Here is a 13,152-nt window from a genome sequence, read left to right as displayed (position 1 = left end):
GGATATTCTGATGTCACAATTAAAAGTTACATTAATTAAAAGTGCCGCACATCGCCTCCCTAAACAAAGAAAAATTGTTAAGGAATTAGGTCTTGGCCGGGTTAACAGTTCGGTTGTCCTACCTAACAATGAGGCAACTCGTGGAGCAATTTTCCACATTGCACACTTAATCGAAGTCGAAGAAGTAAAATAATATTGTAAGATTGGAGGTTTCCTTGCATGAAGTTGAATGAATTAAAGCCTAGCGAAGGCTCACGGACTAGCCGCAAACGGATCGGCCGTGGTGATTCAAGCGGTAACGGTAAGACAGCTGGTCGTGGTCAAAAGGGACAAAAGGCACGTGGAAAAGTTCGTTTAGGTTTTGAAGGTGGCCAAATGCCTCTTTACCGTCGGATTCCAAAACGTGGTTTTACAAACATTAACCGCAAAGAATACGCAATTGTTAATCTTGATGCACTTAACGTATTTGACGAAGGTGCTGAAATTACACCTGAAGCATTGCTTAAGGCTGGTATCATCAAGAAACAACTTAGCGGTGTTAAAATTCTCGGTAATGGTGAAGTTTCAAAGAAATTCACTGTTAAAGCTCAAAAATTCTCTGCGAGTGCTGTAAAGGCAATCGAAGCTGCTGGTGGTAAGACCGAGGTGATTTAATGTTTTCGACCGTCATCAATGCTTTAAAAGTGAAGGATATCCGTCATAAGATATTCTTCACACTTGGTATTTTGATTGTATTTCGGTTAGGATCATACATCACCGTTCCGGGAGTTAATGCGCATGCTTTGCAAAGCATTTCCTCTTCGGGATTAGTTGGAATTCTTAATACCTTTAGTGGTGGCGGATTGACAAACTACTCCATTTTCGCAATGGGAGTTTCTCCATACATTACGGCACAAATTATTGTTCAATTGTTACAAATGGACATTGTTCCAAAATTTGTGGAATGGAGTAAGCAAGGTGAGGTTGGTCGTCGGAAGCTTAATCAAGCAACCCGGTGGTTAACAATCGTCCTTGCTTTTGCGCAATCAATCGGAATCACTGCTGGTTTTAACTACTTGAGTCAAATGAATTTAGTTGAAACACCAAATGTACACACCTTCTTAACCATCGGGTTGATTTTAACAGCGGGAACGATGTTAACAACTTGGTTAGGAGATATGATTACAGAACGGGGTATTGGTCAAGGGGTTTCAATGATCATCTTCGCAGGGATCATTGCCCGGACACCAACTGGAATTCAACAAATTTATACTGAACAGTTTGTTAATACGCCGAAAAGTCAGTGGGGCCAAAGCTTCTTGTATGTTGGATTAATTTTACTTGCGGTTTTAGCCATTGTTATTTTCGTAACTTGGGTACAACAAGCAAGCCGTAAAATTCCAATCCAATATACACGCCGGGCTTCGGGCGCATCTGACAGCAGTTACTTACCATTAAAAGTTAACGTTGCGGGAGTTATTCCGGTAATTTTTGCTAGTTCGTTTATTTCAACTCCCCAGACCATCTTAATGGCGTTTGCTTCATCTCATTCAGAAGATGATTGGTACAATATCTTGACCAACGTGTTTAATATGCAAACCACGGATGGCGCAATCTTATACACCGTGTTAATCGTCTTGTTCACGTTCTTCTACGCATTTGTTCAGGTTAATCCCGAAAAATTAGCGGAGAATTTACAAAAACAGGGCAGTTACATCCCAGGTGTTTGGCCTGGGAAGAAAACGCAAAGCTACGTTTCGAGTCTTTTGATTCGGTTGAGCGTAGTCGGAGCACTTTTCTTAGGTTTAGTTGCGTTAATTCCGTTACTTGCATCTAACATCTTTGGTTTAGATGAATCGATTGGATTGGGTGGAACAAGCTTACTAATCGTGGTCGGAGTTGCAATTCAGTTGTTTGACCAACTTGAAGGTCTAATGATGAAACGAGAATACATCGGGTTTATTCGTAACTAATTCGTCGTTTAGCAATGAAGGAGAATTACTAATGACTAAATTAAACCTCGTTTTGATGGGTTTGCCTGGTGCTGGTAAAGGTACCCAAGCTCAAAAGATTATTGAGGATTTTAAAATTCCGCACATCTCCACCGGTGACATTTTCCGTGAAGCAATGAAAAATGAAACCAAGATGGGGATTGAAGCTAAAAAGTTCATCGATAAGGGTGAACTAGTTCCCGATAGTGTAACTAACGGGATTGTCGAAGATCGTCTAGCAATGGACGATGTCAATGATGGTTTTATGCTTGATGGTTTCCCTCGAAACCTCGAACAAGCTAAGGCGTTAGACGAAATGACATCTCGCTTAAATAAACCATTGACGGCAGTGATCAACATTCATGTTGAACCTGAAGTCTTGGTTGAAAGACTATCTGGCAGATTTATTTGTAAGAATTGTGGAGCTACTTATCATAAGCTCTACAATCCACCAAAGGTTGAAGGAACTTGTGATGTTTGCGGACATCATGAATTCTATCAACGTGAGGACGACAAGCCAGAAACGGTAAAAAATCGAATTGCCGTTAACACAAAACTTAACGCGCCTTTGATTGATTACTATGAAGAAAAGCATCTCCTTTACAATATTAATGGCGATCAGGATATCAACGATGTTTATTCTGAAGTCAAAAAAGTATTAGAGGCTCTCTAATTTCGTGCTTGTTGGTACTATAGATAACGTTCATTGTTTGCAAATAGTTTTTTCGTATGGTAAGCTGATTCAGGTTTAGCTTCGGAATACATATTTTGAAGCTTTTTGTTGGTTTTTACTGTTAGAAAAGTTAATTAGGAGGCACAAATTTAGTGGCTAAAGATAATGTCATTGAAATTGAGGGCAAAGTCAAAGAAACTATGCCTAATGCGATGTTTAAAGTAGAGCTTGAAAATGGTCATGAAATTCTTGCCCACGTTTCGGGTAAGATTCGGATGCATTACATCAAGATTCTACCTGGAGATCGGGTTACGGTTGAGATGTCGCCGTACGATCTTACCAAGGGTCGCATTACCTATCGTTTCAAATAAGTTTTATTCGTTTAGGAGGATTTATTCATGAAGGTACGTCCATCAGTTAAGCCAATGTGTGAACATTGCAAGATCATTAAACGTAAAGGACGCGTTATGGTAATTTGCTCAGCAAATCCTAAGCACAAACAGCGTCAAGGAAAATAATTATTATACTTGGAGGTGAAATTTAATGGCCCGTATTGCAGGTGTTGATTTACCACGTGATAAGCGTATTGTCATCGGTTTGACATATATTTACGGTATTGGTAACACTACCGCTCAAAAAATCTTAAAGGACGCAGATGTTTCTGAAGATGTTCGCGTTCGCGATTTAACAGCAGATCAAGAAGACAAGATTCGTGCAGAAGTAGACAAGTATCTTGTTGAAGGTGATCTTCGTCGTACAGTTAGTCTCAATATCAAACGTCTCCAAGAAATCGGTTCATACCGTGGTATGCGTCATCGTCGTGGTTTGCCAGTTCGTGGACAACACACGAAGAATAACGCTCGGACACGTAAAGGTAAGAAAGTTTCTATCGCAGGTAGAAAAAAATAATTAAAGGAGGCTAAACATTTATGGCAACGAAAAGAAATACTCGTAAGCGTCGAGTAAAAAAGAATATTGAATCTGGAGTAGCTCATATCCATTCAACATTCAACAATACTCTGGTTATGATTACAGACCCTCAAGGTAACGCAGTTGCTTGGTCATCTGCTGGTGCACTTGGTTTCAAGGGTAGTCGTAAATCGACTCCATTTGCTGCTCAAATGGCTTCAGAAGCTGCTGCAAAGGCTGCTATGGAACATGGTATGAAGAATGTTGAAGTTGCTGTTAAGGGACCTGGTTCTGGTCGTGAAGCTGCAATTCGTGCTCTCCAAGCAACTGGGCTTGAAGTAAGCGCAATTCGTGATGTTACACCAGTTCCTCATAACGGATCTCGTCCTCCAAAGCGCCGTCGTGTATAGAGTTCGGTTCTGTTTGAGGGCAAACTTTATAATGCATTCAAAGTCGAAATGCAGACTGCGTTTTGAAAGGGGTAAAAATTAGAATGATCGAATTTGAGAAGCCAAAAATTCATAAAATTGACGAAAATGACAATTATGGCCGATTTGTTATTGAACCCTTAGAACGGGGATATGGTACAACGCTTGGTAATTCACTTCGTCGAATCCTATTATCGTCGCTTCCAGGAGCAGCGATTACCAGTGTTCAAATTGATAACGTGTTACACGAATTCTCCACTATTGAAGGTGTTGTAGAAGACGTTACACAAATTATTTTGAACCTAAAGAAGGTTTCCTTAAAGATTGAATCTGATGACGAAAAGACGTTAGATATCAACGTAGTGGGACCTGCCAACGTTACTGCTGGTGATATTATGGGAGACGGTGATGTTACGGTTCTCAATCCAGATTCACCAATTTGTACTGTTGCAGAAGGAACGACATTCCATGCCGTTTTAACTGCTGATACTGGCCGTGGATATACTTCTGCGGACGAAAACAAGGCTCGAAAGGCGGATATGCCAATTGGCGTATTGCCAATCGATTCTATTTATACCCCAATTGAACGTGTTAATTATCAAGTTGAAAAAACTCGTGTTGGTCAACGAGATGACTACGATAAACTTACGCTCGATATTTGGACTGATGGTTCGATCACTCCTAGTGAGGCAACAAGTTTATCTGCTAAAATTTTAACTGAACACCTTGCTATCTTTGTAAACCTTAATGACCAGGCTAAAGAGACTGAAATTATGGTGGAAAAAGAAGAAACTCACAAGGAAAAAATGCTTGAAATGACAATCGAAGAGTTAGATCTTTCGGTTCGCTCATACAATTGCTTAAAACGAGCAGGTATTAACAGTGTTCAAGAATTAACTGATCGCACTGAGGCTCAAATGATGAAAGTTCGTAACCTTGGACGTAAATCACTTGTTGAAATCCAAGAAAAACTGAATGCTTTGGGCTTGAGTTTCCGTTCAGAAGACTAATCATAAGGAGGGTTCCCATAGATGAGTTATCGTAAATTAGGTCGTACAAGCTCCCAACGTAAAGCGTTGCTTCGCGATCTTACAACAGAATTAATTGTTAATGAAAAGATCGTTACAACTGAAGCCCGTGCTAAGGAAGTACGTTCTACAACTGAAAAAATGATTACATTGGGTAAGCGTGGCGACTTACATGCCCGTCGTCAAGCTGCAGCATTTGTTCGTAACGTCGTTGCTGATGTTACAGAAGATGGTGAAGATGTTAAAGTTTCTTCAGCACTTCAAAAATTATTTGCTGAATTGGCTCCACGTTATGCTGATCGTAATGGTGGATATACTCGTATCTACAAAACGATGCCACGCCGCGGAGACGGTGCCCCAATGGTTGTCTTAGAATTAGTTGACTAATTCTAAGCAATTATAAGAATAACAAAATCTATCACTAAGATATTGGTAGGGTGTTACGATGCTGGAGAAATCCGAGTCTAGCCCACGGCGAGTTTACGGACTTGCTACCTTTATCTTCAGTGATTTTTTTTGTATACAATGATAAAATTAGTTCCATATTGTATCGGGAGAGTAGGACTGTGGAAAACATTATTGAAGTAAAACATCTTACGTATAAATACGCTAATAACGGTGATAAAAAAGCACTGGATGATGTCTCGGTCGCTATTCAAAAGGGAACCTGGACGGCAATTGTTGGACATAACGGGAGCGGTAAAAGCACCTTAGCACGCACAATTGACGGATTGATGACGTTTCGGGAAGGCACGGTCACGGTAGCCGGAATTCCCCTTAGTGAGGATACGGTATGGGACGTCAGAAAAAAGATTGGCATGATTTTTCAGAATCCAGACAATCAGTTTGTTGGCGCCACGGTGGAAGATGACGTGGCCTTTGGACTGGAAAACTTAGGAATTCCTACTGCGGAGATGCACCAGATTGTTGAGCGGGTGCTTACTCAGGTGCGAATGAGTGACTTTAAGTCCCGGCAACCCGACCAGTTGTCTGGTGGGCAAAAACAGCGGGTGGCGATTGCCGGAGTGTTGGCGACTAAACCGGAAATTATGATTTTGGACGAGGCCACCAGCATGCTTGATCCACAGGGACGCACGGAAATTATTCAACTAATCAACCAAGTGCACCAACAACAAGATTTAACCGTTCTTTCAATTACCCATGACGTTAGCGAAGCAATGCTAGCCGATCAGGTAATTGTATTAAATGACGGTAAAGTAGTCACTACGGGTACCCCTCAAGCGGTTTTTGCGGACAACCAGCTTTTAGAGCAGACTGGGCTAGAAAAGCCCTTTAGCGGTCAGCTCTATGACGAACTCGTGGCCCATGGATTCAACGTGCCACCAGCATTAAAAATGAACGAAGCTAAATTGGAGGAATGGGTATGTCAATTAAGTTCAAATCAGTAAGTTACGTTTACCAAGCCCATACTCCTTTTGAAAACCTGACGTTAAAGGGCGTTGATTTAACAATTCCTACTGGCTCGTATACCGCAATCATTGGCCACACTGGTAGTGGAAAGTCGACGCTGATTCAGCACGTTAATGGTCTATTGAAGCCCACGACGGGGACGGTCGAGGTTGATAATCAAGTAATTGATGCAACCACAAAAAATAAGGCGCTGGTGGCTCTAAGGCAGCACGTGGGAATTGTTTTTCAATTTCCTGAAAGTCAGTTATTTGCGGAAACCGTGTTGGACGACGTTAAATTCGGTCCGCTAAATTTTGGTTTAAGTGACGCGGAAGCGACTCAACGAGCTCAGCAGGCACTTGCAAAGGTACACATGCCCGAAAACACTTGGCAAAAATCACCTTTTGAATTATCGGGTGGGCAAATGCGTCGGGTGGCAATTGCCGGAATTTTAGCAACCAACCCGGCAATCTTAATTTTGGACGAGCCCACGGCAGGTCTGGATCCGCAGGGACGGACCGAAATGATGGAGCTTTTTGCGGAATTACATGAACAAGAGCACTTAACAATCCTGTTAGTGACCCACCAGATGGATGACGTTGCCAATTATGCCGATCAGGTTGTGGTAATGGATGACGGACAAATTATTAAGGTGGGGAGTCCCCGAGCCGTTTTCAGCGCTCCAGAGTGGTTATTAGAACACCAGTTAGGGCTGCCCCAGGTTACGGAGTTTGCCCAACGGTTAATGCAACGTGGGTTTCACTTCGACCCAGTTCCGCTGCAAATGGGCGAACTAATTGAACAGCTTAAGCAGAACGGGGGCCGTGCACGTGAATAAGATTTTATTTGGGCGGTACATTCCCGGTCATTCTTTTATCCATCGAATGGATCCGCGCGCTAAGCTAATTTTAAGTTTGGTATACATTGTCGCCGTATTTCTTGCCAATAGTTGGGCAGCTTACCTAGCAAGCTTTGTTTTAGCAATGGTGATTATCGCAGCGTCGGCAATTGGTCCACGTTTCTTTTGGGACGGGGTAAAGCCGTTAATTGGGGTCATTTTACTGACGATGATTATCCAGGTGTTCTTTGGTGTCGGGGGTCACGTCTACTGGCATTGGGGAATCCTGTCCATAACCAGCAACGGACTTTTAAATGCCGTGTACATTGCGATAAGGTTTATTTTAATTATTCTAGTTTCTACCGTACTTACACTGACAACTTCTCCCTTGGAAATTTCGGGAGCGATTGAAGCCATTTTTATGCCGCTAAAGAAAGTGCACTTCCCAGTTTACGAAATGGCGTTAATGCTGTCGATTGCTTTGCGGTTTGTGCCAACATTAATCGACGAAACGGAAAAGATTTTAAATGCACAACGGTCCCGGGGGGCTGATTTTAGCTCTGGGTCGATTTTGGTGCGTTTAAAGAAGCTCGTAGCCATCCTCATTCCACTGTTTGAAAGTGCCTTTAGTCGCGCTGAGGAGCTCGCTACGGCGATGGAATCGCGCGGTTACCAAGGTGGAGAAGGGCGCAGTAAGTATCGGGTTTTAAATTATACAAAAAATGATATTATCGGGACGGTAACGATGCTGCTTGCAGCAGTAGTGATTATCGCCCTTAGAAGATGAGGTTGACATGCGTTATAAGATTACAATGGCTTACGATGGAACTAACTTTGCGGGCTTTCAAGCGCAGCCTAACCAACGAACGGTTGAGGGAGTTTTAAAACGCGCGGTGAATAAAATTGCGAAGAACCCCCAACCTGAAATTCCAATTTTCGGTTCTGGTCGAACGGACGCCGGAGTCCACGCCTTCGGTCAGGTAGTGCATTTTGATCTGCCAATTGAAATGACGGCCAATAACATGTTGCACGCGTTGAACAGTATTTTACCGTTAGATACGCAGGTAAAAAAGGTGGAGATCGTGGACGAAGACTTTCACGCACGCTTTACCACCCATGGCAAACGATATCAGTACCGGATGGCGTTAGGGGAATTTGTTGACCCGTTTAAACGCAATTACACCGGACATTGGAAATTTCCGATTAGCATTGAATTGATTCAACAAGCAATTAAAGATTTAGAGGGCACCCACGACTTTTCTAGTTTTGTGGCTTCCGGAAGCACGGCCAAAAATCACGTGCGGACCATTTACGAGGCCAAGGCTTGGAAGGATGAAGCCCAAAACGAAATTATTTTTGAATTTTATGGCAATGGTTTTTTATATAACATGGTGCGAATCATGGTGGCCGTTTTAGTTGAAATTGGTAGTAAACGGCGGCCGGTGGATGATATCCCGCGGCTTTTGGCGGTCAAGGATCGCAATCAAGCCCGGGGAACTGCCCCAGCAAGTGGGTTATATTTAAAAGAAGTCGATTATTAGATTTTTGATTGACTTTAACCGGGACTGTCAATATAATGGAAGTTGGTATTGTTTACCTCCACAAAATAAGCCCCGGAAACTTATTATAGTTGAGTTAAACAAAACAGAAATTGGAGGAAATTCAAGTGCGTACAACATATATGGCTAAACCAGGTGAAGTAGAACGTAAATGGTATGTCGTTGATGCGACCGATGTTCCTTTGGGACGTCTTTCAACAGTTGTTGCATCTATTTTACGTGGTAAGAACAAACCAACATACACTCCTAATGTGGATACTGGTGACTTCGTTATCGTTATTAATGCAAACAAGGTTAAGTTGACTGGTCACAAGGCGACAGACAAGATCTACTACCACCACACATTGCATCCAGGTGGTTTGAAGATGAAGACTGCAGGTGAAATGCGTGAAAAGACTCCTGAACGCTTGATTGAAACATCAGTTAAGGGTATGCTTCCACACAACTCACTAGGTCGTAAGCTTGGTTTGAAGTTGCATGTTTATGCTGGTACAGATCATAAACATCAAGCTCAAAACCCAGAAAAGCTTGACATCACGAACTTAATTTAAGGAGGAAATGAATTTTGGCTGAAGCACAATATCGCGGCACTGGCCGTCGTAAAAACTCCGTTGCTCGTGTACGTCTTGTACCGGGAACCGGTAAAATCACTGTAAACGATCGTCCAATCGAAGAATACATTCCATTTGCAAACTTACGTCAAGTAGTTATCCAACCATTCGGCGTAACTGAAACAAACGGCAACTATGACGTTATTGCTAACGTTAATGGTGGTGGATTCTCCGGACAAGCTGGCGCAATCCGTCATGGTATTGCTCGTGCTCTTTTGGATGTTGATCCTGATTTCCGTGCACCTTTGAAGAAGGCTGGTTTACTTACACGTGACCCTCGTATGAAGGAACGTAAGAAGTACGGTCTTAAGAAAGCTCGTAAGGCTGCACAATTCTCAAAACGTTAATCGTTACTATACACAACGATTACAACACCTTCCAGGAATGGAGGGTGTTTTTTTGTGCAGTCATAACTGCGACTAGTAATTAAGTTGTCATGTTATCTATTTTGGAATGGAAACTAAACGATAAAATAGAACGGGCCTCTTTGAAGTTAAATTATTTTTATTGAAGAATATAAAGGTGATTATCATTTAATAAAGAACGTTTTATTCCGGGATGCTAACCGTTGGAGGAATTTTAATAACTTTTAAAAAGCCGATCGTGAAGCATTAAAATACCGGGTAAATCATTTAAATGGTAGAATTGATAAAAACTACGAGGAGGGGAAAGTATGAAAATTAACATTCACCGCTCGGCAAATAATCGGTTATTGGCTGGAGTTTTGGGAGGACTATCGGAGCATTACGGATGGAATGCCAGTCACGTTCGAATAATTTACCTACTTTTAAGCTTCACACCGATTTTTCCGGGAATCATCGTGTACTTGATTTTATGGTTATTAATGGAAAGTCCCGTGGATTACTCAAAAAAACGTAAAATAATTAATTAGTTGTAGTAAAAAAGATAATGAAATTGGTCTGGTTGCTTTTAGAAGATAAAATCAACCAGACTTTTTATTTGGATTCTTACTGCAATTTACGCTTAAGTGTGTTATTCTAGAACCGAAAAAGGGTGGTTGGAGGTGAGCGGGGATGTAAAATTAAATAGTGGTAAATGCCGAAAAGACAATGCTTTTTAGCGATATTGATAGAATATTCTACCCTGGATTTAAAACGATAACTTAGTGAAGCAAGGTACGTTTGAATAAGTAAAATGTACCGGTTTAATGATCGTCGTTAAGTTGTTCACAAAAGAAGGGAATGGAATCTTATGAAAATTGGTATACCTAAAGAGATTAAGGCGCAAGAGCAACGAATCGGAGCTTCTCCAAATACGGTGGCAAATTTAGTTCAGGCCGGACATGAAGTAGTTATTGAAAAAGGTGCGGGCATTGGTTCGGGTTATTCTGACGAGACTTATGAAAATATGGGTGCAAAGCTGGGCTTCGTAGAAGACGTTTGGAACTGCGAAATGGTTATGAAGGTTAAAGAACCGTTACCGGCAGAATACCAATACTTCCGTCCAGGATTGATCATTTACACTTATTTTCATCTGGCAGCGGATCGCCGACTAACTGAAGCACTGTTGAAAAGCAAAGTTACTAGCATTGCTTACGAGACCATGGTTGGGCCGGCCGGCGATTTACCACTGCTTTTTCCAATGAGTGAAATTGCTGGGAGAATGTCAGTCCAAGTAGGAGCTCACTTCTTAGAGCGACCGCAGTCTGGAAAGGGCGTCCTGTTATCGGGAGTTACCGGAGTGGCTCGGCGGAAAGTAGCAATTATCGGTGCCGGAACCGTAGGGTTTAATGCCGCCAAAATTGCGGTAGGGCTTGGTGCTCAAGTAACTATTTTGGATATTAATGCGCAACGCTTAGCTGAAGTTGATAATATTTTCAACGGTAATATCCAAACCTTGTCATCAAACTCCCATAACATTGCAAGGGCAGTTAAGGAAGCCGACTTGGTAATCGGAGCGGTGTTGATTCCGGGAGCGTTGGCGCCGAAGTTAGTTACTACCGCAATGATTGATAGTATGGAGCCGGGATCAGTGGTGGTAGACATTCCAATTGATCAAGGTGGAATTTTTGAAACTAGTGTTAAAGCAACCACGTTGGACGATCCAATCTACGTATCTCACGGGGTGATCCATTATACGGTTGCTAACGTGCCGGGGTCGGTGCCTAAAACCGCTACGGATGCATTAACTAGCGCAACGGTTCGTTACGCAGTGATGATTGCTAACCAGGGAGTGGAAGCGGCGGCCGCTAATCAAACCGTTCTGACTGGAATTAACACTTTCAATGGACAATTAACTTCTAAGGCGGTTGCGGATAGTCTAAATATCGAATACACACCGTTTATGAGTTAGTTGATGATCTTATGAAAAATAGAATTAATTTAGAGCTTATCTTTAAAAGTGCTGCTAAAAGTGAAGCAGAACGAACGCTGAGTTTGTTTGATTTATCAATTTTGGGAATAGGCGCGATTATTGGGACTGGAATTTTGGTGTTAACCGGAATTGTGGCAGCCACTACCGCCGGGCCAGCGGTAGTTTTCTCCTTTTTAATTGCAGCGTTGGCTAGTGGATTAATTGGGCTATGCTATTCCGAATTGGCAACGACGATCCCTAATTCGGGCAGCGCTTACGTTTATGCTTGGGTTAGCATTGGTCAACTCGTAGGTTTTTTAGCAGGTTGGACCTTATTAGGTGTGTACGTGACTACGGCAGCTACAGTTGCAAATGGTTGGACCGGCTATGTTCATTCATTTTTGCATGAAGTGGGAGTTAACTTGCCCCACCAGCTGTTAGTGGCGCCGTCCATGGGCGGTTGGATGAATTTACCAGCCTTTTTGATGATCCTTTTAATCACCTTCGTTTTAACGAAGGGGACGGGAGAAAGTAAGTGGGTCAATAACGCGCTGGTCTTAGTGAAGTTGACGATCATTTCGCTATTTATCGTGGTGAGCGTCCCCAATGTCAAGGCGGGTAATTGGAGTTCCTTTAATCCGTATGGAATTAAGGGGATTGTCACGGGAGCTTCGACCGTTTTCTTCACGTTTCTTGGATTTGACGCGCTAGCAACTTCGGCCGAAGACGCTAAAAATGTGCGTCACAACCTCCCGCGCGCGATTATCATCTCGTTAGTGGTAACCACCTCACTTTACATTGTGGTCAGCATGGTAATGACCGGAGTGGTGGCTTATCCACACCTAAACGTTTCGGAAGCAATGGCGTATGTTTTATTGATCAAGGGGCATGATTTAGCGGCGCAAGTGGTTTCCGCAGGAGCTATTTTGGGGATTATGGCGGTAGTTTACGCGTTTATTTACGCTAACTCCAACGTCATGAAGGCGATGAGCCGGGGCGGGTTCTTACCCCAAAACTGGGCAAAACTAAACCCAAAAACGCAAAGTCCTAACTTAGCATTGTGGATTAGTGGATGTTTTGCGGCGTTGCTAGCTGGCTTTTTCGATTTACGAAATCTAGCGTTGATTGCTAACGTGGGCTCGTTATCGGTATTTTTCTTAATTTCCTTAATCGTGATTTTATTACGTCGGCAGTATCCGGATTTGCCACGACCCTTTAGAATCCCGTTGGGGAACGTAATCCCAATCGCTGCGATGTTAATTTGTGCGCTTTTATTGGCTAATATTACTTTTTCGGCATGGGAGTTTTATTTAGGATGGCTCGTGGTAGGATTTGCACTGTACGAACTATATTCTAAAAATCACATTATTGAACGGACCGATCCTTGAACGGTCAAACAAGTGGCAACTTTGC

At 42.5% G+C, this 13,152-nt stretch carries 19 protein-coding genes; all 19 read left to right on the top strand.

The window, feature by feature from the left end:
- Positions 1-10 precede the first annotated feature (10 nt).
- The 19 genes from rpmD (at position 11) to NL111_RS07530 (ending at position 13,127) form a co-directional block, all read left to right on the top strand.
- Positions 11-193 (top strand): 50S ribosomal protein L30, encoded by a 183-nt coding sequence (gene rpmD / locus NL111_RS07620; RefSeq protein ID WP_002832254.1) that lies wholly within the window; start codon positions 11-13, stop codon positions 191-193.
- Positions 194-219: 26 nt separating this feature from the next.
- Positions 220-654, top strand: coding sequence for a 50S ribosomal protein L15 (gene rplO / locus NL111_RS07615; protein WP_002832253.1), 435 nt, complete (start codon positions 220-222; stop codon positions 652-654).
- Positions 654-1,952 carry a preprotein translocase subunit SecY gene (gene secY / locus NL111_RS07610; RefSeq protein WP_002832252.1) on the top strand — a complete coding sequence of 433 codons (1,299 nt, stop codon included), beginning with the start codon at positions 654-656 and terminating at the stop codon, positions 1,950-1,952. Before rplO ends, secY begins: the two co-directional genes overlap by 1 nt.
- A 31-nt stretch (positions 1,953-1,983) precedes the next feature.
- Positions 1,984-2,643 (top strand): adenylate kinase, encoded by a 660-nt coding sequence (locus tag NL111_RS07605; RefSeq protein ID WP_002832251.1) that lies wholly within the window; start codon positions 1,984-1,986, stop codon positions 2,641-2,643.
- Between the two features lie 152 nt (positions 2,644-2,795).
- Positions 2,796-3,014, top strand: a complete 219-nt coding sequence (gene infA, locus NL111_RS07600; protein ID WP_002832250.1) for a translation initiation factor IF-1 — start codon at positions 2,796-2,798, stop codon at positions 3,012-3,014.
- A gap of 27 nt (positions 3,015-3,041) precedes the next feature.
- Positions 3,042-3,161 (top strand): 50S ribosomal protein L36, encoded by a 120-nt coding sequence (rpmJ, locus tag NL111_RS07595; protein WP_002832248.1) that lies wholly within the window; start codon positions 3,042-3,044, stop codon positions 3,159-3,161.
- Positions 3,162-3,186: 25 nt separating this feature from the next.
- Positions 3,187-3,552: a 30S ribosomal protein S13 gene (rpsM, locus tag NL111_RS07590; protein ID WP_002832247.1), complete on the top strand. Its 366-nt coding sequence runs from the start codon at positions 3,187-3,189 to the stop codon at positions 3,550-3,552.
- Positions 3,553-3,572: 20 nt separating this feature from the next.
- A complete protein-coding gene (gene rpsK, locus NL111_RS07585; protein ID WP_002832246.1) occupies positions 3,573-3,962 on the top strand; it encodes a 30S ribosomal protein S11 in 390 nt (129 codons plus the stop codon).
- Positions 3,963-4,045: 83 nt separating this feature from the next.
- Entirely contained in the window at positions 4,046-4,990 is a 945-nt protein-coding gene (locus tag NL111_RS07580) for a DNA-directed RNA polymerase subunit alpha (protein ID WP_002832245.1), read from the top strand.
- A 21-nt stretch (positions 4,991-5,011) separates the two neighbouring features.
- Positions 5,012-5,395: a 50S ribosomal protein L17 gene (rplQ, locus tag NL111_RS07575; protein ID WP_002832244.1), complete on the top strand. Its 384-nt coding sequence runs from the start codon at positions 5,012-5,014 to the stop codon at positions 5,393-5,395.
- Positions 5,396-5,574: 179 nt separating this feature from the next.
- Complete coding sequence (locus NL111_RS07570; RefSeq protein ID WP_159208481.1) at positions 5,575-6,417, top strand: energy-coupling factor transporter ATPase; 843 nt, start codon at positions 5,575-5,577, stop codon at positions 6,415-6,417.
- Positions 6,393-7,256: an energy-coupling factor ABC transporter ATP-binding protein gene (locus tag NL111_RS07565; protein ID WP_159208482.1), complete on the top strand. Its 864-nt coding sequence runs from the start codon at positions 6,393-6,395 to the stop codon at positions 7,254-7,256. Before NL111_RS07570 ends, NL111_RS07565 begins: the two co-directional genes overlap by 25 nt.
- Entirely contained in the window at positions 7,249-8,043 is a 795-nt protein-coding gene (locus NL111_RS07560) for an energy-coupling factor transporter transmembrane component T family protein (protein WP_005918860.1), read from the top strand. The genes NL111_RS07565 and NL111_RS07560 overlap by 8 nt, the downstream gene beginning before the upstream one ends.
- 7 nt (positions 8,044-8,050) lie before the next feature.
- Positions 8,051-8,797 (top strand): tRNA pseudouridine(38-40) synthase TruA, encoded by a 747-nt coding sequence (gene truA, locus NL111_RS07555; protein ID WP_002832238.1) that lies wholly within the window; start codon positions 8,051-8,053, stop codon positions 8,795-8,797.
- A gap of 125 nt (positions 8,798-8,922) precedes the next feature.
- On the top strand, positions 8,923-9,366 hold the full coding sequence (rplM, locus tag NL111_RS07550; protein WP_002832237.1) for a 50S ribosomal protein L13: 444 nt from the start codon (positions 8,923-8,925) through the stop codon (positions 9,364-9,366).
- 14 nt (positions 9,367-9,380) lie between these two features.
- A complete protein-coding gene (gene rpsI, locus NL111_RS07545; protein WP_002832236.1) occupies positions 9,381-9,773 on the top strand; it encodes a 30S ribosomal protein S9 in 393 nt (130 codons plus the stop codon).
- 326 nt (positions 9,774-10,099) lie between these two features.
- Positions 10,100-10,318, top strand: a complete 219-nt coding sequence (locus NL111_RS07540; RefSeq protein WP_002832235.1) for a PspC domain-containing protein — start codon at positions 10,100-10,102, stop codon at positions 10,316-10,318.
- A gap of 320 nt (positions 10,319-10,638) precedes the next feature.
- A complete protein-coding gene (ald, locus tag NL111_RS07535; RefSeq protein ID WP_285110115.1) occupies positions 10,639-11,739 on the top strand; it encodes an alanine dehydrogenase in 1,101 nt (366 codons plus the stop codon).
- Between the two features lie 11 nt (positions 11,740-11,750).
- Positions 11,751-13,127, top strand: a complete 1,377-nt coding sequence (locus NL111_RS07530; protein ID WP_285110114.1) for an APC family permease — start codon at positions 11,751-11,753, stop codon at positions 13,125-13,127.
- Positions 13,128-13,152 lie beyond the last annotated feature (25 nt).

Source organism: Pediococcus sp. AC40, from assembly GCF_030252485.1.
In the GTDB taxonomy this organism is placed as follows: domain Bacteria; phylum Bacillota; class Bacilli; order Lactobacillales; family Lactobacillaceae; genus Pediococcus; species Pediococcus acidilactici.
This window is presented reverse-complemented; position numbering and strand designations above follow the sequence as displayed.

Bases quoted from the DNA above. Each gene is read 5' to 3' on its own strand.
- rpmD (WP_002832254.1), top strand. From the start codon at position 11: ATGTCACAATTAAAAGTTACATTAATTAAAAGTGCCGCACATCGCCTC.
- rplO (WP_002832253.1), top strand. From the start codon at position 220: ATGAAGTTGAATGAATTAAAGCCTAGCGAAGGCTCACGGACTAGCCGC.
- secY (WP_002832252.1), top strand. From the start codon at position 654: ATGTTTTCGACCGTCATCAATGCTTTAAAAGTGAAGGATATCCGTCAT.
- NL111_RS07605 (WP_002832251.1), top strand. From the start codon at position 1,984: ATGACTAAATTAAACCTCGTTTTGATGGGTTTGCCTGGTGCTGGTAAA.
- rpmJ (WP_002832248.1), top strand. From the start codon at position 3,042: ATGAAGGTACGTCCATCAGTTAAGCCAATGTGTGAACATTGCAAGATC.
- rpsM (WP_002832247.1), top strand. From the start codon at position 3,187: ATGGCCCGTATTGCAGGTGTTGATTTACCACGTGATAAGCGTATTGTC.
- rpsK (WP_002832246.1), top strand. From the start codon at position 3,573: ATGGCAACGAAAAGAAATACTCGTAAGCGTCGAGTAAAAAAGAATATT.
- NL111_RS07580 (WP_002832245.1), top strand. From the start codon at position 4,046: ATGATCGAATTTGAGAAGCCAAAAATTCATAAAATTGACGAAAATGAC.
- rplQ (WP_002832244.1), top strand. From the start codon at position 5,012: ATGAGTTATCGTAAATTAGGTCGTACAAGCTCCCAACGTAAAGCGTTG.
- NL111_RS07565 (WP_159208482.1), top strand. From the start codon at position 6,393: ATGTCAATTAAGTTCAAATCAGTAAGTTACGTTTACCAAGCCCATACT.
- truA (WP_002832238.1), top strand. From the start codon at position 8,051: ATGCGTTATAAGATTACAATGGCTTACGATGGAACTAACTTTGCGGGC.
- NL111_RS07540 (WP_002832235.1), top strand. From the start codon at position 10,100: ATGAAAATTAACATTCACCGCTCGGCAAATAATCGGTTATTGGCTGGA.
- ald (WP_285110115.1), top strand. From the start codon at position 10,639: ATGAAAATTGGTATACCTAAAGAGATTAAGGCGCAAGAGCAACGAATC.
- NL111_RS07530 (WP_285110114.1), top strand. From the start codon at position 11,751: ATGAAAAATAGAATTAATTTAGAGCTTATCTTTAAAAGTGCTGCTAAA.